The sequence below is a fragment of the Sphingomonas faeni genome (assembly GCF_023195535.1).
Taxonomy (GTDB): Bacteria; Pseudomonadota; Alphaproteobacteria; order Sphingomonadales; family Sphingomonadaceae; genus Sphingomonas; species Sphingomonas faeni_B.
On record NZ_JALPNF010000010.1, the window covers coordinates 16,122 to 32,852 of the forward strand.

General features: G+C 64.1%; 15 protein-coding genes. 7 read left to right on the forward strand and 8 right to left on the reverse strand.

The genetic code is table 11. The annotated features are described in order from the left end of the window. Nucleotides 1-29: 29 nt before the first annotated feature. The 3 genes from acs to SPHN_RS15695 all read right to left on the reverse strand — a co-directional run bounded on the left by acs (nucleotide 30) and on the right by SPHN_RS15695 (nucleotide 4,513). A complete protein-coding gene (gene acs, locus SPHN_RS15685; protein ID WP_031439391.1) occupies nucleotides 30-1,967 on the reverse strand; it encodes an acetate--CoA ligase in 1,938 nt (645 codons plus the stop codon). 57 nt (nucleotides 1,968-2,024) lie between these two features. After that, entirely contained in the window at nucleotides 2,025-3,446 is a 1,422-nt protein-coding gene (locus SPHN_RS15690; RefSeq protein ID WP_248524684.1) for a porin, read from the reverse strand. Between the two features lie 104 nt (nucleotides 3,447-3,550). Further along, nucleotides 3,551-4,513, reverse strand: a complete 963-nt coding sequence (locus tag SPHN_RS15695; RefSeq protein ID WP_031439389.1) for a PQQ-dependent catabolism-associated beta-propeller protein — start codon at nucleotides 4,511-4,513, stop codon at nucleotides 3,551-3,553. Between the two features lie 172 nt (nucleotides 4,514-4,685). On the opposite strand from SPHN_RS15695, the gene pedF reads away from it, so the two are divergent. The 4 genes from pedF (at nucleotide 4,686) to SPHN_RS15715 (ending at nucleotide 8,605) form a co-directional block, all read left to right on the forward strand. Next, nucleotides 4,686-5,078 (forward strand): cytochrome c-550 PedF, encoded by a 393-nt coding sequence (pedF, locus tag SPHN_RS15700; protein ID WP_407818298.1) that lies wholly within the window; start codon nucleotides 4,686-4,688, stop codon nucleotides 5,076-5,078. A gap of 2 nt (nucleotides 5,079-5,080) precedes the next feature. Further along, nucleotides 5,081-5,932, forward strand: a complete 852-nt coding sequence (locus SPHN_RS15705) for a substrate-binding periplasmic protein (RefSeq protein ID WP_056025361.1) — start codon at nucleotides 5,081-5,083, stop codon at nucleotides 5,930-5,932. Nucleotides 5,933-6,188: 256 nt separating this feature from the next. After that, nucleotides 6,189-7,862 (forward strand): methanol/ethanol family PQQ-dependent dehydrogenase, encoded by a 1,674-nt coding sequence (locus SPHN_RS15710; protein ID WP_234422911.1) that lies wholly within the window; start codon nucleotides 6,189-6,191, stop codon nucleotides 7,860-7,862. Between the two features lie 86 nt (nucleotides 7,863-7,948). Beyond that, the gene (locus SPHN_RS15715) at nucleotides 7,949-8,605 is read left to right on the forward strand and encodes a response regulator (RefSeq protein WP_042467292.1); all 657 of its coding nucleotides are present in this window, start codon (nucleotides 7,949-7,951) and stop codon (nucleotides 8,603-8,605) included. Nucleotides 8,606-8,770: 165 nt separating this feature from the next. Here SPHN_RS15715 and SPHN_RS15720 read toward each other — a convergent pair whose 3' ends face one another. From SPHN_RS15720 to adh, 4 genes are all read right to left on the reverse strand, one after another. Beyond that, complete coding sequence (locus tag SPHN_RS15720; protein ID WP_031441026.1) at nucleotides 8,771-11,023, reverse strand: hybrid sensor histidine kinase/response regulator; 2,253 nt, start codon at nucleotides 11,021-11,023, stop codon at nucleotides 8,771-8,773. Next, nucleotides 11,020-12,195 (reverse strand): FIST N-terminal domain-containing protein, encoded by a 1,176-nt coding sequence (locus tag SPHN_RS15725; RefSeq protein ID WP_151992476.1) that lies wholly within the window; start codon nucleotides 12,193-12,195, stop codon nucleotides 11,020-11,022. The genes SPHN_RS15720 and SPHN_RS15725 overlap by 4 nt, the downstream gene beginning before the upstream one ends. 40 nt (nucleotides 12,196-12,235) lie before the next feature. Continuing rightward, nucleotides 12,236-12,652, reverse strand: coding sequence for a DUF779 domain-containing protein (locus tag SPHN_RS15730; RefSeq protein ID WP_031441028.1), 417 nt, complete (start codon nucleotides 12,650-12,652; stop codon nucleotides 12,236-12,238). Between the two features lie 112 nt (nucleotides 12,653-12,764). After that, nucleotides 12,765-14,285, reverse strand: coding sequence for an aldehyde dehydrogenase (adh, locus tag SPHN_RS15735; protein ID WP_056025322.1), 1,521 nt, complete (start codon nucleotides 14,283-14,285; stop codon nucleotides 12,765-12,767). A 189-nt stretch (nucleotides 14,286-14,474) separates the two neighbouring features. On the opposite strand from adh, the gene SPHN_RS15740 reads away from it, so the two are divergent. Both SPHN_RS15740 and SPHN_RS15745 read left to right on the forward strand, forming a co-directional pair. Continuing rightward, a complete protein-coding gene (locus SPHN_RS15740; protein WP_031441031.1) occupies nucleotides 14,475-14,912 on the forward strand; it encodes a pseudoazurin in 438 nt (145 codons plus the stop codon). 1 nt (nucleotide 14,913) lies between these two features. Beyond that, complete coding sequence (locus SPHN_RS15745; RefSeq protein ID WP_031441032.1) at nucleotides 14,914-15,213, forward strand: EthD family reductase; 300 nt, start codon at nucleotides 14,914-14,916, stop codon at nucleotides 15,211-15,213. A 102-nt stretch (nucleotides 15,214-15,315) separates the two neighbouring features. On the opposite strand, the gene SPHN_RS15750 is transcribed toward SPHN_RS15745, so the two are convergent. Beyond that, on the reverse strand, nucleotides 15,316-15,858 hold the full coding sequence (locus SPHN_RS15750; protein ID WP_082446289.1) for a hypothetical protein: 543 nt from the start codon (nucleotides 15,856-15,858) through the stop codon (nucleotides 15,316-15,318). A 64-nt stretch (nucleotides 15,859-15,922) separates the two neighbouring features. Between SPHN_RS15750 and SPHN_RS15755 the strand changes: the two genes are divergently transcribed. After that, nucleotides 15,923-16,720, forward strand: coding sequence for a quinoprotein dehydrogenase-associated SoxYZ-like carrier (locus SPHN_RS15755; RefSeq protein ID WP_042467285.1), 798 nt, complete (start codon nucleotides 15,923-15,925; stop codon nucleotides 16,718-16,720). Nucleotides 16,721-16,731: the final 11 nt, after the last annotated feature.

Sequence of the window (16,731 nt, forward strand, 5' to 3'; positions counted from 1 at the left end):
GGCCAAATCGCGCCGGACTAGCTGCTTGATCATCCGACCCGGTTGGCGATCAGGTGATCGACGACGCTTGGATCGCCCAGCGTGCTGGTGTCGCCGAGGCTCGAGGTGTCGCCTTCCGCGATCTTGCGCAGGATGCGGCGCATGATCTTTCCCGAGCGCGTCTTGGGCAAAGCCGGAGCGAATTGGAGTTTGTCGGGGGTTGCGATCGGGCCGATCTCGGTGCGTACCCAGCGGCACAGCTCGTCGCGCAGGTCGTGGCTATGGTCGATGCCGTCGTTGAGTGTGACATAGGCGTAGATGCCCTGGCCCTTCACGTCGTGCGGCATGCCGACCACTGCCGCCTCGGCGACGTGTTTGTGCAGCACCAGCGCGCTTTCGACTTCGGCCGTGCCCATCCGGTGCCCGCTAACGTTGATCACGTCGTCGACGCGGCCGGTGATCCAGTAATAACCGTCCTCATCGCGGCGACATCCATCGCCGGTGAAATACTTGCCCTGGTAGGTCGAGAAATAGGTCTGAAAGAAGCGTTCGTGATCGCCCCAGACGGTCCGCATCTGGCCTGGCCAGCTCTGCGTGATGACGAGGTTGCCTTCCGCCGGACCGACCAGCACGTTGCCCTTCTCGTCGACCAGTTCCAGCGTCACGCCGGGCAGGGGCTTGGTTGCCGAACCCGGCTTCAATGCGGTCGCGCCGGGCAGTGGGCAGATCATGATACCGCCGGTCTCGGTCTGCCACCACGCGTCGATGATCGGCGCTCGTCCGCCGCCGACGACATCGTGATACCAGCGCCATGCCTCGGGATTGATCGGTTCGCCGACACTGCCGAGCAGCTTGAGCGACGAGCGATCGGTGCGCGTGACGAAATCGTCGCCTTCTTTCATCAGCGCGCGCAGCACGGTCGGTGCGGTAAACAGTGTGTGGACCTTGTGGCGATCGACGATCTCCCAGATCCGGCTGGCGTTCGGCCAGTTCGGAAGCCCCTCGTACATCAAGGTCGTCGCACCATTGGCTAGCGGGCCGTAGAGGATGTACGTGTGGCCGGTGACCCAACCGATATCGGCGGCACACCAGTAGATGTCGCCGGGCTGGTAATCGAACGCCATCTCATGGGTGTAGGCCGCCCAGAGCAGATAGCCGCCACTAGTGTGCAGCACGCCCTTGGGCTTGCCGGTCGATCCGCTGGTGTAGAGCACGAACAGCGGATCTTCGGCGGCGACCGGCACCGCGGGGCAGTCGGTGCCGACTCCCTCGGCTGCTTCGTGATACCAGACGTCGCGGGTGTGCATCGTCACGTCGCCGCCGGTCGCCTTGACGACGATGACGCGCTTGAGGCCTGGAGCCTTTTCGGCGGCGGCATCGACATTGGCCTTCAATGGAATGCGCTTGCCGCCACGACAGCCTTCGTCGGCGGTGACGACGATCGTCGATCCACAATCCTCGATCCGCCCGGCAATCGCCTCGGGGGAGAAGCCGCCGAACACCACCGAATGCACCGCACCGAGCCGCGCGCAGGCGAGTACCGCGAATGCCGCTTCGGGGATCATCGGCAGGTAGATCGTGACGCGATCGCCCTTCGCAACGCCCTGCGCGGTCAGCACGTTGGCGAAGCGGCACACTCCGGCATGGAGTTCGCGGTAGGTGATGTGACGAGGCGCATCGGTGGGGCAGTCCGGCTCCCAGATGATCGCGACCTGATCGCCGCGTGTATCGAGATGCCGGTCTAGACAGTTCGCGGCGACGTTCAGTTCGCCGTCCTCGAACCATTTGATGTGGAAATCATCTTTCGCGAACGACCAGTCGCCTGCGATCTCGGGTACCTTCGTCCAGTCCAGCCGCTTCGCCTGTTCCAGCCAGAACGCGCCCGGATTGCTCGACGCCGCTTCATACAGCGTGTCGTAGCCGTCCCCGTCGATGCGGGCGTGGTCGGCCCAGCCACTGGTTACGGGGAAGATGGTCTGTTCGGTCATAGGTGTCCCGGAAAGAAGAGGCCGCGGGGCGATGATGTCCCGCGGCCGGGCGTCGGATCAGAAGAACAGGATCGCACCCGCTGCCAAAGTATCGGACTTGGCATCGTTGCCGTTATGGGCCTCGGCCTTGGTCCGCGTGTATTCGCCGATCAGCGTGACCCAGCTGGTCAGGCCGTAGCGCGCCTGACCGACCCAACTGCTGTTCTTGTCAAGCAGCGTCGGGTTGACCTCGTTGCGGGCAAGATCGAGGAAGCTCGCGCCGTAGCTTCCGCCGAGCGTGAGCTTGCCGATCGTGTACGTGCCCTGGGCATAATAGCCGCTACTGTCGCGCTTGCGCCCGGCGGCGTCTGTGGAGAGGATGAACAAGCCGGTCGTACCGATGCCCGAGCCATTGTAATAGTAACCAAGCAAACCAAAGCCGGCATAGGTCAGCTTCGCGCCGACATCGAAGCCGCTGCCGGTGTAGCTGGGAGATCCATCGACCCCGTCATGCTTCTGGGTGATGCCGCCAGCCCAAAAGTGTCCACCGAGCTGATCCGACTTGAAGTCATAGGTGACTTTAGCTTGGAAGCCGGGCGAACCATTGACCTCCGAATTGCCGATCGTCTGGAGCGGCTGGAAGATGCCGGCGCTTACCTGGAGCCCACCGAATTTGGGGCTGGAATAGGTGATCTGGGGCTGGAAGTCGGTGTAGATATAGCCGATGCCGATCCGCCCGAGCGAGGTGTTCGACGGCGCGACGTTGCCGCCGGTCGAGCCGACGCCGAGCAGTGTAATATCGTTGAGGATCGCGTCCGAGCCGAACAGGCCGATGTCGCGACCGACCTTGATCGTGCCGAAATTGGGCTTTCCGAAGGTAAGGTAGGTCTGGCGGGCGTCGATGCCCGATGTGGCGAGCGCTTGCGGCGTACCGGCTGAATTGGCCCCGCCCACGTTGGAGACGCTGTTGATGCCGGGATACAGGCCAATATGCGCGGCGACGTCCCAACCGCCCTGGTTGGTCGATACGTCGATGCCGAAGATGCCGGGCAACAGGCCGTTGCGGATCGACGAGCTGCTTCTGCCAACGGCGGCGAGGCCGCCGACGACGGTATTGCTGGCAATCGCGCGGTCGCCATTGTCGTGGACGTAGAAGCCGTTGACCGATCCGGAGAATTTCACGGTCACGCCGCCGAACTCCATGCCGACGCCGGCTTCGGTCATGCGGACGGAGCGCTTGTCGTCAAGCTGAGCCTGCGCGGCCTGTTGCGGCGCCTGGGGCGCACTGGTGGCGACGGCGGTAGGCTGAGACGGTGCGACTTCGGCGGTCTTGCGGGCAACGAGCGCGTTGTATTCGTCATTGGTGAGGATGCCCTTTTCCTTCAAGCGCAAGAGCAACTGACTGGTCGTGTCATCGGCCTGTGCGAAAGCGGGCGTTGCCGCACAGCACAGTAAAGTCCCGCCTGCCGCCGTTGCCAGCAGATTGCCTAGTCCGATCATCGAAACCTCCCTTTGCGACGCGATGTGATCTGCGCCTTGTTGCAAAGGCTGGCGGATACAGGCGGTCGCGAAAATTAGACTTTGGGTCCGGCGTGCGAATGACGTCAGGGTGCGATCGCGACTCCCCAGGGTGCGCGGCCGGCGGGGATCGTCGCGGTCACCTTGGCGGTCGCGATGTCGATCACCGACACGGTGTCGCTGAGGCCATTGGCGGCGAAGGCGCGCCTGCCGTCGGGGCTGATCGCGAGGTGCCAGACGCGGAGGCCGACGGGAACGATCCGCGTCACCTTGTGGCTGGCAACGTCGATGAACGCGACGGCGTTGCCGCGGCCCAAGGCAACCAACGCGGTCTTGTGATCGGGGGTAAACCGGATGCCGACCGGCATGATCTTCTCGGGGTTGGTGCCGGGGATTGCGAAGCGGATCGTGTCGGTTACCGTCCGAGCTGCGGTGTCGACGATCTGAACCGTCCCGCCGATCTCGGCCGAAACCCATAACTGTTTGCCGTCGCGCGTATATTCGGCATGACGCGGACGTTGCTCGACCGCGGTGACGCCGGTCGGCTGGTGGCTGGCGATATCGATCCAGTGGAGCGAATTGTCGGTCTCCGCGGTCGATACCGCGGTCTTGCCGTCGGGACTGACCGCCATCCCCTCGGGCTCGACGCCGACCACGACTTGGAACGCGACTTTCCGCCCCGGCACGTCGATCGCGGTGACCGCGGCGTCCCGCTCGTTGGAGGCGAACAGCAGCGTGCCGTCGGGGGAGAGCGCGAACGTCTCCGGATCCTCGCCCGAAGGCAGGTCGGCGATGAGCTTGCCGGTCTTGCTGTCAATCACCTGCACGGCATTCTCGTCGCTGGCGCAGACGTAGAGCTGAGTACCGTCACGCGACAGGATGATGCCGCGCGGGCGACGGCCAACTGGCCACGTCGCGATCGGTTTCAGCGTCGCGCCGTCTATGACGGTGATCGAGTTTCCCTTCTCGTTGGAAACGTAGATCGTCTCCGCAAGTGCAGGAGCGGCGGCGGTCAACGCCAGCAGGGGAAGCAGGGTCAGGGTTCGCATTTGCCGACACTAACTCCGATGAGCGCGCAACACCCTGATACCAAAGTGCAATAGGACTAGCGCGTGGGCCGTCCATAGGGTTCTGCCATGCCGCGTCAGATCGGCCGACGGCAATGGTGAGGTGTTTGGAATGGCTGGAAGAGTATCGCGGTTCGTCTTCGCGGCTTCGGCAATGGTCGCGGCCGGATCGATCGGCATCAATGTGTATGCGCATGGCAATGTAACGCCCCAAGCCGTCGACACGACCGCGCTGAAGGACATTGGCACTACATGGCTGAAGGTGAACCCGTATCGCAGCGACGCGACCGCGATCAAGATCGGCGAGAGCGCGTATGGCCAGAATTGCGCGCGCTGCCACGGCTTGGAGGCCATCTCCGGCGGGATCGCGCCGGACCTGCGCTATCTCGACGTCGGCGAGGCGGGTGACGAATGGTACATCCAGCGATTCCAGCATGGCTCGGTCCGCGATGGCAAGGTGTACATGCCGCCGATGGGCGACGTGCTGGGGCAGAAGGCCGGCTGGGCGATCCGTTCCTGGCTCGACACGAAGCATTCGGAGGAGTGATCGTGAGACCATCGCGGCGGGCGTTTCTCGGCGGCGCATTGGCCAGCGCCGCGCTGGTGCCGTTCGGAACGGCGGCAGCGGCACCGATCGACAAGATCAAGGCGAACGGCGTGCTGCGCGTCGCGGTATACCGCGATTTCGAGCCATGGTCGTGGAAGCGGGACGGCAAGATCGTCGGGATCGACGTCGAGATCGCCGAAGCCATCGCGAAGAAACTCGGGGTCCGTGCCGAACCGATCGACTTCCTCGCGGACGAGGGGGTGTCGGACGATCTCCGAAACATGGTGTGGCGCGGCTCGCTGGTCGGCGGGACGGTCTGCGACGTGATGATGCACGTGCCGGTCGATCGGGCGTTCGCGCTCGCCAACGACCGTGCGGTGATCGGCGCGCCTTACTACCGCGAAGGTTTCCAGATGGCCTGCGGCCTCGACACCGACTGCGAGGTCGCGCCCGCGGCGTTCAAGGGCATGCGCCTGGTTGCCGAGCTCGACAGCATCCCTGACTTCTATCTGTCTGGCTCGTTCGGCGGCGTGCTGCGCCCCGACGTCAAGCATCTCACCAGCGGTCAGGCGGCGATCGACGCAGTCAAGACCGGCGACGCCGACGTCGCGATGGCGAGCCGCGCGCAGATCGAACATGCGCTTCATGGCGGCAGTAAGACGGTGAAGGTCCGCAAAGGCCCCCTGCCAGCACTGCCGAGTCCGGGTTGGGACATCGGCATGGCGGTCAAGGACGACAGCCGCGATCTGGCGGACGCACTCGATACGATGATCGCCGGATTTCGCACCGACGGAACGCTGGACGCCATTTTCGCACGGTACGGTGTCTCGCCGAAAACGCCAATCTCGATCTAGCGTGGTCGCAGCGACCGAAGGTCCTATGTGGCGGTGGCGAGTCTGAGATTATCCTGAGAAAATTCCAAGACGGTTCAAAGAACGGGTCGATCCAATGAATGGACGAACAGGAGGGGAGAAGACGATGACGTTTCGCATGACGCGCGCGGCCGCACTGCTGGCGGGGGCCGCCATGATGGCGACGACGCCGCTCGCAGCGGCGGTCAAGGATGCTGCCGCCCCGGCTGCGACGCCGGCGGCACCTGCCGCGCCGCCGATGGCCGGGGCCGGCCCGACCGACGCCGACCTGATGAGCGACGCGAACACCCCTGGCGACATTCTGACCTACGGCATGGGGCCCAAGGCTCAGCGCTACAGCACGATCACCCAGATCAACGATACCAATGTCGCCAAGCTGGTCCCGGCCTTCTCCGCCTCGCTCGGTGGTGAAAAGCAGCGCGGCCAGGAATCGCAGCCGATCGTCTATGACGGCACGATCTACGTGACCGGCTCCTATTCGCGACTGTTCGCGTTCGATGCGAAGACCGGCGAAGAGAAGTGGCAATACGACGCGCGTCTGCCCGACGGCATTATGCCCTGCTGCGACGTGGTCAACCGCGGTGCGGCGATCTACGGCGACAAGATCATCTTCGCGACGCTCGACGCGCACATGGTCGCGCTCAACCGCAACACCGGCAAGGTGATCTGGAACAAGACGCTGCAGGATTACGCGGCGGGTTACTCGAACACCGCGGCACCGATCATCGTCAAGGGCAAGGTGATCTATGGCAATTCGGGCGGTGAGTTCGGCGTCATCGGCAAAGTCGAGGCGCGCGACGTCAACACCGGCGAGCTGGTCTGGTCGCGGCCGACGATCGAAGGCAATATGGGCTCGCTCAACGGCAAGGACTCAACGATCACCGGCAAGACCAACGCGAGTTGGCAGGGCGATCAGTACAAGACTGGCGGCGGCGCGCCATGGCTGGGCGGCACCTACGATCCCGACACCAATCTGCTCTTTTTCGGTACCGGCAACCCGGCACCTTGGAACAGCCATCTGCGGCCGGGCGACAATCTCTACACCTCGTCGACGCTGGCGATCGATGCCGACACCGGCGAAATCAAATGGCATTACCAGTATACGCCGCACGACGGCTGGGATTTCGACGGCGTGAACGAGTTCATCCCGTTCGATGCCAAGATCGGCGGCAAGATGATGAAGCTTGGCGCGCAAGCTAATCGCAACGGCTATTTCTTCGTGCTAGACCGGACGACCGGCAAGTTCATCTCGGCCAATCCGTTCGTGTCCAAGACGACCTGGGCAAAGGGCTATACCAAGGCCGGCCGGCCCATCTTCGACGATACCAACCGTCCGGGTCCGCCTTCGACCGAAAAGGGTACGACGGTGTTCTCCGCGCCTGCGTTCCTCGGCGCCAAGAACTGGATGCCGATGGCGTATAGCGGCCAGACGGGGATGTTCTACGTGCCTTCCAACGAATGGGGCATGGATATCTGGAACGAGCCGATCGCGTACAAGAAGGGCGCGGCCTATCTGGGCGCGGGCTTCACGATCAAGCCGCTGTACCCCGATCATATCGGCGTGCTGCGCGCGATCGATCCCGCCACCGGCAAGATCGCGTGGGAATACAACAACAAGGCGCCACTGTGGGGCGGGGTGCTCGCGACCGCGGGGAATTTGGTCTTCACCGGCACGCCCGAGGGCTATCTGAAGGCATTCGACGCGAAGACCGGCAAGGAACTCTGGAAGTTCAACACCGGATCGGGCGTGGTCGGTTCGCCGGTCACTTGGACCCAGGACGGCGAGCAGTTCGTCGCGGTCATGTCGGGCTGGGGTGGCGCGGTGCCGCTATGGGGTGGTGAGGTCGCCAAGGCGGTGCAGCATATCAACCAGGGCGGTGCGCTCTGGGTGTTCAAGCTGCCAAAATCGTGATGATCGAGAATGGGATGTCGCAGGCGGCATCCCATTCCTTGTCGCGCGCTGAGCCGGTACACCAGCCGCGGGCAGGGGGGCATGACGTGGAACGGGTGCTAATCGCGGACGATCATCCGCTCGTACGGGACGGACTCCGCACCGTCATCTCGGTCGCGTTCGATCAGTGCGAATTGTTCGAGGCGTCGTCGATCGCCGAGGCCATCGCAATCGTCGAGCGTGAAGGCGATTTCGACCTCGTCCTGCTCGATCTCAACATGCCCGATGCCGAAGGGTTTTCGGGACTTGCCCAGATGCGCGACCGGTTCCCGTCGGTACCCGTCGTGATCGTATCGGGTGCGTGCGAGGGCGGTTTGATCAGCGCGTCGATTGCCAACGGCGCGGCCGGGTTCATCCCGAAGTCGCTCAAGCGCAGCGCGATCGTCGAGGCGATCCAGTCAATCCTGGCGGGCGACGTCTTCATGCCGGAAGAATTCCGGACTATCGGCGCGGACAATGTCGCACTCGACGACATCCGCCGCCGCGTCGAAACGTTGACGCCGCAACAGCGCGTCGTGTTGGGGCTGGTCGTCGGCGGCAAGCTCAACAAGCAGATCGCGTTTGAACTTGATGTCTCGATGACGACGGTGAAGGCGCACGTCTCGGCGATCCTGGCGAAACTGAACGTTTATAGCAGGACCCAAGCCGTGATCCTGGCAAACAAGATCAATTTCGTGCCGGCACCGTTGGCGGCCCGGCACTGAGGAGACCGATTAAAGTTTACCGACATTCGAGCTTTTAACCTTCCCTTGCCAGGAGGGGGTGTCGCGAACGCGACTGAGGGGGAGGTTACGGAACGGAGATGGTCGTTTGCCACCCCCTCCTTCGGGCGCCCCCCCCCGGGGGATGACAATCGCCTTTTGCGTGTTCTACCCTGTCAGCCGCGCCAGCAACGCCCGCAACTGCGCCGGCTTCACCGGCTTCTGCAATACATGCAGACCGGCACCCAGCAACCGGTCGCGCAGGTCCGGTTCGCGGTCCGCGGTGATGATCACCGCCGGTGTCGGCCGGTCGAGCAACGTACGCAACTGGGCCACGACGACTTCCCCGGTCATGCCGTTACCCAGATGATAGTCCGCCAGGATCACCTCTACCGGTGCGCTAGACGCGGCGATCGCTTCCCTCGCCTCGGACCCACCGACCGCGGTCAAGACGTCGCAACCCCAGCCCTCCAGTACGGCCCGCATGCCTTCGAGGATTATTTCCTCGTTGTCGATTACTAGCACGGTGCGCGCGGCGATCCCGCGGCGGGCGGCGGGGGTGGCGGCGCAAATCTGACGCGTACCCTCGACTGTCAGCGGCACCGTCACGCAGAAGGTCGACCCTTGACCGATCGCCGATCGCACGCCGATCGGGTGGTCTAGCATTCGCCCGGCACGCTGCACGATCGCGAGGCCTAGACCCATGCCACGCTCATGCCCCGAGTTCAGCCGGCGAAACTCTTCGAAGATCTCACCATGGTGCGTGGGATCGATCCCCGCACCAGTATCGGTGACCGCGATCTGGACATGCGCTCCTTCGTGCCGTGCGGCCATCACAACGCCACCCTGCCGGGTGTAGCGCAGCGCGTTCGACAAGAAGTTCTGCAGGATTCGTCGCAGCAGGCGCGCGTCCGTGCGGACCCAGGCGGTGGTCGGCTCGACAGTCAGCGTCAACCCGCGCGTGCTTGCCGCCAGCGCGAACTCGGCGTGCAGCGCGCGCATCAATTCGCCGAGCGGCACGTCAGTGATCTCGGGCGTTACCGCGCCTGCGTCGAGCTTCGAGATTTCCAGCAGTGCTTCGAGCAAGTCCTCAATCGAGTCTAGCGCCGAGCCGGTCTGTTCGACCAACGTCCGATTCGCCGGCGCCAATCGGCGTGTTGCCAAGGCCGAGACAAACAATCGCGCGGCGTTCAACGGCTGCAAGAGATCGTGGCTCGCGGCGGCGAGGAACCGTGTCTTCGACAGGTTCGCCTGTTCCGCGGCGGTCTTCGCCTCGCGCATCGCGGCCTCGGCGGCGACGCGTTCAGCGACCTGCTGCTGAAGCTCCATATTGACCGCGACGACCGCGGCAGTGCGTTCCTGCACCCGGCGTTCGAGCGTCTCGTTCGTCTCGCGCAACGCCGCCGCCGCACGCAGCCGGTCGGTGACGTCGTCGAAGCTCATCACCATGCCGCCTCCCGGCATCGGCAATCGTCGCACCTCGACGCTGCGGCCATCCTCCAGCGCGCGAACTGCTACGATTTCCGGTTCTCCTTCGCCGAGCCAGCCAAGCGTGTCGGCAGCGTCGGCACGCGGTAACGCGGTGCGGCACCACTGGATCAATGCGGCGTGCTCCGCTATTTCCAGCCTTGCCCGCGTCGGCTGCAGCTTGAGAAACGCGAGCAGCGGATCGTTCCACGCAAGCAGCGCGCGTTCACGATCGAACACGCACACGCCCTGCGGCATCGCATCGAGCGTCGCCTGCAACACGACCGCGCGCTCGGCGAGCTCGCGCGCGCGCAATCGGGCATCCTCGGCCTTGATGTCGGTGATGTCGGTATAGACGCCGACGACGCCGCCTTCGGTTGTGCGCCGCTCGTTGACCTGGATCCAGCGGCCGTCGGCAAGCGCGATAACCTGGCCACCCTCAGCGAGCTCATGCGCCGCGCCACGCTCCGATATCCAGCGATCGGGTGCGACCATCGCTCCGAGCATCCCGCTGGTTTCGCCGATCTTGCCTAGAATCTCGTCGAAGCGCACACCTGGTACGATCTGGTCGGCGACCTTGGGCCAAAGCGACAAATAGGTCTGGTTGCATAGCACCAGCCGATCGTCCGCGTCGAAGATCGCGAATCCCTCGTTGATCGTTTCGATCGCGTCGCCCAAACGGCGGCGTGCACTGTCTGCGGCGTCGGTCGCCTGAGCGAGTTCGGCGTTGGTCGAGGCGAGTTCGCCGAGCGCGCGTTCCAGGTCCGCCGTCCGTTCACGGACCTTCCCCTCCAGCGAGATCGCGGTCTCAAACACCGAAAAAGCGTTGCCGCGCAGATCGGTCGATCGCTCGACCCGGCCCATCAGCGACGCGTTGATCCGCGCGAGTTTCCCCAGCTGGATTTCGAGCGAGGCGACCCGGTCGTCGCGATGCCCATCAGTATCCGCGATCATCGCCCGATCGCCAGCCCGCTGAAAGTCTGGTTGACGTGCAGCGCGTGATATTGCTCGCCGTACGTATTGAACCCAACGACACCTCGATCTGCGAACAGCGCCGATACCGCGCTGCGCAATTGGCGCTGCTCAACCTCGACGTTATTCAGGACACAGTCGAAGCCGAGGATACGGTCGATCCCGCCGACCGAAAGATCGAGATTTTCGAACAGGTCGTGGAGATTCTGCATGATGTCGGTCGCTTCGCCCAACGTCAGGACGATACCCTCGTCGATCGCGCAGTAGAAGGTGAGGCTACCATCGGGGTTCGCGGTCTGGATCGATCGCACGAAATATTCGCCGCCTGCGCGGACCATCGGCGGGTGTGCCGCGAAGTGGTTGGGGCTGAGTTCCGCCACGGTCGTGCCGATCAGCCGCGCATATTCCTCGACCGCGGGCTCGGCATTGATCTCATGGACGATGCGCGTCACCGGGTCGGCGACGGTGATGACCATCTTGACGCCGCCCGGGCCGTAATGCTGTGCACGAAACACCTTCATGCGTCGCGACGACGACAGGATTGCGACGATCGCGGCGTCGCGGCGAAACTGCCCTTCGTAGAACACGAACGTCTCGCGGAAATCGAGGCCATCGCCCGACGAGCCGCCGATCAGCGGCACCTCGCCCAGCGCATCCTGCAACGTCAGCGTCAGCATCTCTTCGCGATGCGAAAGCCCGTCGACCAGGAAGATCGCGGCGTGGCTTGGCGTGTCGCCCAGTTGCGGTCCTGGCAGCGCCGCGGTGGCGACCATCGAGCGCACCGTCTGCTGTGCGACGCGCGCATCGAACGTGTCGAGATTCTCGAAACAGGTCGCGCTCAATCGGAAATCGCTCGCGGGAAAGCCGATCGCGGTGATCGTGCCCTCGTCCAATCCGTCCGGCGTGATCTCGCCGGACGACGTACAACCGACGATCGTCAGACCCTCGGCACGGCTGCCGATCGCTTCGGCCAATGCGTCGAGCGGGTATCGGCTCGAACAGAACAGGACGATGCCAGCGAGTTCGGGCAGATCGAGCCGACCGAACAGATCGCGGATCGCCAGTTCGGGATCGGTCACGCGGGTCGCGGCGACACGGATCGGTGAGGACGGTGCACGCGACGGGTGAGGCGGAACGAACATCGCCGCGATCATGTCATGCTTGGGCAGTCCCGTCATCCGCCGATCGACCGGGTCAGGCGCCACGCTCGGGCGGGCCGGCCGCGTCGAGCGCATCGACTTCGGCGTCGGTAAAGACGCGGCTGCGGATCATGAAGCGCAGTCCCTCGGGTCCTTCGAGCGAGAACCCCGCGCCGCGCCCCGGGACGACGTCGATCGTCACCTGGGTATGCCGCCAATAGTCGAATTGCGCGGCGCCGATCCAGACGGGGACGCCACCTTCCGCCGTGCCGGGCGCGATCCGCCCGAGCAGGATGTCCTGCGTTCCGACGCGGAATTCTTCTGCCGGATAGCACATCGGCGCCGACCCATCGCAGCAGCCGCCGGACTGGTGAAACATCAGTGGGCCGTGCTGCGCGGCAAGCTTCGCTATCAGCGCATCGGCAGCGGCGGTGGACAGGATCCGGGGCGGGGCGAGCGTAGCAAAGGTCATGGAGCCAGCCTTGAAAACGGAAAAATGCGGCGGACCCTGAGGCCCGCCGCAGTGCGGTCGCGAGATCATGGGAGAAAGGGGATCCGATCTCGCGTGCGTACCAGAAGCTGTATCAGAAGAAGCCAAGCGCCTTGGCCGAATAGCTGACCAGCAGGCACTTGGTCTGCTGATAGTGATCGAGCATCATCTTGTGGTTCTCGCGGCCGATGCCCGACTGCTTGTAGCCACCGAATGCGGCATGCGCAGGGTAGAGGTGGTAGCAGTTGGTCCATACGCGCCCGGCCTGGATACCGCGGCCCATCCGGTAGGCGGTCGTGCCGTTGCGCGACCAGACGCCGGCGCCGAGGCCGTAGAGCGTGTCGTTGGCGATCGCGAGCGCGTCGGCTTCGTCCTTGAAGGTCGTCACCGCGACGACGGGTCCGAAGATCTCTTCCTGGAAGACGCGCATCCTGTTGTTACCCTCGATGATCGTGGGCTCCATGTAATACCCGTCGGAGAACTCGCCGTCGTGCTGCGCGCGTTCGCCGCCAGTCAGAATCTTGGCACCTTCCGCCTTGCCGATATCGATGTACGACAGGATCTTCTCGAGCTGGTCGTTCGACGCCTGCGCGCCGATCATCGTCGAGGGATCGAGCGGCGAGCCCATTTTGATCGCCTTCACCCGCTCGATCGCGCGCGCGATGAACTTTTCGTAGATCGATTCCTGGATCAGCACGCGGCTCGGGCAGGTGCAGACCTCGCCCTGATTGAGCGCGAACATCGCGAAGCCTTCGAGACACTTGTCGAAATAATCGTCGTCGGCGTCCATCACGTCGGCGAAGAAGATGTTGGGCGACTTGCCGCCGAGTTCGAGCGTAACGGGGATCAGGTTCTCCGTCGCATATTGCATGATCAGGCGGCCGGTGGTCGTCTCGCCGGTGAACGCGATCTTTGCGATGCGCTTGTTCTGCGCGAGCGGCTTGCCCGCCTCGACGCCGAAGCCGTTGACGACATTCAGCACGCCCGGTGGCAGCAGGTCGCCGATCACGTCCATCAGCACCATGATCGACATCGGCGTCTGCTCGGCGGGTTTCAGCACGACGCAGTTGCCGGCACCCAGCGCAGGTGCGAGCTTCCACACCGCCATCAGGATCGGGAAGTTCCACGGGATGATCTGGCCGACGACGCCCAGCGGCTCGTGAAAATGATAGGCGATCGTATCGTGGTCGATCTCGGAAATGCCGCCTTCCTGCGCGCGGACGCAGCCGGCAAAATAGCGGAAATGGTCGATTGCGAGCGGGATATCGGCGTTGGTCGTCTCGCGGATCGGCTTGCCGTTGTCGATCGTCTCGACCATTGCGAGCAGATCGAGCTTTTCCTCCATCCGGTCGGCGATCTTGTTGAGGATGTTGGCCCTCTCGGCCGGGCTGCTCTTGCCCCAGGCGTCTTTAGCGGCGTGCGCGGCGTCGAGCGCCAGCTCGATGTCCTCGGCGGTGCCGCGCGCGACCTGGCACACCGTCTTGCCGGTGACGGGGGAAGGGTTGTCGAAATACTGCCCCTTGGTCGGCGCGACCCACTCGCCACCGATGTAATTGTCGTATTTCGATCGGATCGCGATCTGGCCCTTCAACTGGTCGAGTGCCTGCTGCAGCATGATAATCCCTCCTCGGTACAATTCGCCCGCGCGTCAGTGGTGGCGGACGAATCTGTGGCTTGCAGCGACCATCGACCTGCTGCGGCGCACGCGCCATTGCACCAAAGGGCAATTGCGGGATCGTGCCGCAGCGTGCGTGAGGGGACGGCAATCGCGGGTCGAGCCGCGCGCGTTTCAGGAGAGTATCGCATGAAGCTTATCATCGCATCACTGGCGGCAACCGTCGTTTTCGCGGCGGCACCCGCATCCGCCAAGGACGTCACCGTCCATATGAAGACCAGCGGGCAGGGGGGCATGATGGTGTTCGAGCCATCTTTCATCAAGGCGCAGCCGGGCGACGTGATCCACTTCGTCCCGACCAACCCGAGCCACAACGCCGAGACGATCCCGACGATGCTGCCTGACGGGGTCGCACCGAGTTCGGGGCTGATGAACAAGGAGTTCGTTCTCCCCGTCACCAAGCCGGGCATCTACGGCATCAAGTGCAAGCCCCATTACGCGATGGGCATGGTCGCGGTCGTCCAGGTCGGCAACGGCCCCTCCGCGAACCTTGCCGCGGCCAAGGCGGTGAAGGTCCCTGGATTGGCCGGCAAGCGCATGGCCGCCGCACTCGCACAGGCGAAGTAAGATGGCCGGTATCCTGCTCGTCAGCTATCCCGTCACTGAAGGCGCACGCTTCGATCGCGCCTATTACACGGACACGCACATGCCGCTCGTGAAGGAGAAATGGGGACCGCTAGGCCTGACCGATGCGTTGGCGTTGTTTCCCGACGACGATGCGCCGGCTGCCGTCGCGGTGGCGGTACTGACCTTCACCGATGGGGCCGTGCGCGATGCGGCGATGTCAGCGCCGGTAGCAGCAGAGGTGTTCGGCGATGTTCCGAACTTCACGACGATAAGCCCCGCGGCGCAACGCCTTACCGGGTGACGTCTTTACCCCTCCCCAGCGAAGGGAGGGGCCCGGGATGGGTAGGTTCGTGACGGGATTGCGCCTGCCCCATACCTACCCATCCCACCCCTCGAGGATGCGCTATTCACGTCCGAACGGCACCGCATCGACCAGCGGTCGCCCGCTTTCGCTCCAACCATCGGTACCGTCCGCATACCAATAGACATGCCCGTACCCCGCCTTCGCCAACCGGCGCGAGGCGTTCCAGCTCATCCAGCAGTCGGCGAGGCAGAACACGATCAGCGGACGCGGATCGCGCTTGCCGCGAAGCGATGCGACGCCCGTTTCGAACCATGCCGCGATGCCGGGATCAACCACCCCGCGCCCCGCTTCGGGAAACCAGTGCGCCCCAGCGATGCTCGGACGCGGCTTGGCCAGCCGCCAGACGCCCGTCGCCGCATCGCGTACGCCACCCTCGGCCGGCATCACGTCGATCAGGATGGCGCGCTTCTTCGTGCGCAGCCGCGCCACGGTCGTCGTATCGATCCTTGGTACGCGCTCGGGGGCGGTCGGAACGATCGCGCGGTAATGCGCGGTGCGGTATCCGGTCGTGGCGTCGATATCGGAGCGAGGAGCGACCGTTTGCGCAGCGACTGCGACCGCGAAAACCAAGATACGAATCACCGCGGCTCTCCTCCCAAAGTCGGATTGTAGCGCATCCCTCTCGTGCGTACCTTTCTACCAAGGTATGAAGACACTTAGCATCTTGCTCGCCGGCCTTTCGGCCTTTTCTGCCACCGCCGGTGCGGCGCTGCCGAAGGACCAGCTCGGCTCGCCGATGTTCGGTTATGTCGGCAAGCAGGTGTTCGGCGAAAACGCGGTCGTCCGGTTCGATCCGCGAGTGAAGGTCGACTTTCCGAAGATCGCGGAAAATCAGCGCTCCTTTCCGGTCCAGGTCGATGCGCGCGGTATACCCGACGTCATGCGGATCGTGATCTTCGCCGATATGAACCCGATCCAGCAATCGATCGATTTCACTCTGGCGAATGCCGAGCCGTTCATCGCGACCCGGATCAAGCTCGATCAGCGCACGCCGGTGCGCGGAGCGGTACAGCTGAAGGACGGCAGCTGGCTCGTCTCGGGTGGCTGGATCGACGCGGCGGGCGGCGGCTGTTCGGCACCACCGGTCAGCCGCGTCAAGGGCGACTGGGCGCAGCATCTCGGCGAGTCCCGCGGGCGGCTTTGGGAAAGTGCCGGTGCTGCGCGTATCATGCTGTCGTTCCGGCATCCGATGGACACCGGCTTCGTCGACAATATCCCGGCCTATTATCTCGAACAGATAAAGGTCACGTCCTCGGGCGGCAGCGCGATCGGCACGGTTCATATGCAGGCGTCGGTTGCCGAGGATCCGGTCCTGACGCTCATGCCCAAGATCAAGCCAGGCGAGTCGGTCTCGTTCGACGGCCGTGACACCAACGGCATCGAATACGCCGGCACCTTGACCGCAGCAACGGTGAATGCAGCAGTGCAGGGAGCAGGTCGCTGATTCACCGACGA

Bases quoted from the DNA above. Each gene is read 5' to 3' on its own strand.
- acs (WP_031439391.1), bottom strand. From the start codon at position 1,967: ATGACCGAACAGACCATCTTCCCCGTAACCAGTGGCTGGGCCGACCAC.
- SPHN_RS15690 (WP_248524684.1), bottom strand. From the start codon at position 3,446: ATGATCGGACTAGGCAATCTGCTGGCAACGGCGGCAGGCGGGACTTTA.
- SPHN_RS15695 (WP_031439389.1), bottom strand. From the start codon at position 4,513: ATGCGAACCCTGACCCTGCTTCCCCTGCTGGCGTTGACCGCCGCCGCT.
- pedF (WP_407818298.1), top strand. From the start codon at position 4,686: ATGGTCGCGGCCGGATCGATCGGCATCAATGTGTATGCGCATGGCAAT.
- SPHN_RS15710 (WP_234422911.1), top strand. From the start codon at position 6,189: ATGGCCGGGGCCGGCCCGACCGACGCCGACCTGATGAGCGACGCGAAC.
- SPHN_RS15720 (WP_031441026.1), bottom strand. From the start codon at position 11,023: ATGATCGCGGATACTGATGGGCATCGCGACGACCGGGTCGCCTCGCTC.
- SPHN_RS15725 (WP_151992476.1), bottom strand. From the start codon at position 12,195: ATGATCGCGGCGATGTTCGTTCCGCCTCACCCGTCGCGTGCACCGTCC.
- SPHN_RS15730 (WP_031441028.1), bottom strand. From the start codon at position 12,652: ATGACCTTTGCTACGCTCGCCCCGCCCCGGATCCTGTCCACCGCCGCT.
- adh (WP_056025322.1), bottom strand. From the start codon at position 14,285: ATGCTGCAGCAGGCACTCGACCAGTTGAAGGGCCAGATCGCGATCCGA.
- SPHN_RS15740 (WP_031441031.1), top strand. From the start codon at position 14,475: ATGAAGCTTATCATCGCATCACTGGCGGCAACCGTCGTTTTCGCGGCG.
- SPHN_RS15745 (WP_031441032.1), top strand. From the start codon at position 14,914: ATGGCCGGTATCCTGCTCGTCAGCTATCCCGTCACTGAAGGCGCACGC.
- SPHN_RS15755 (WP_042467285.1), top strand. From the start codon at position 15,923: ATGAAGACACTTAGCATCTTGCTCGCCGGCCTTTCGGCCTTTTCTGCC.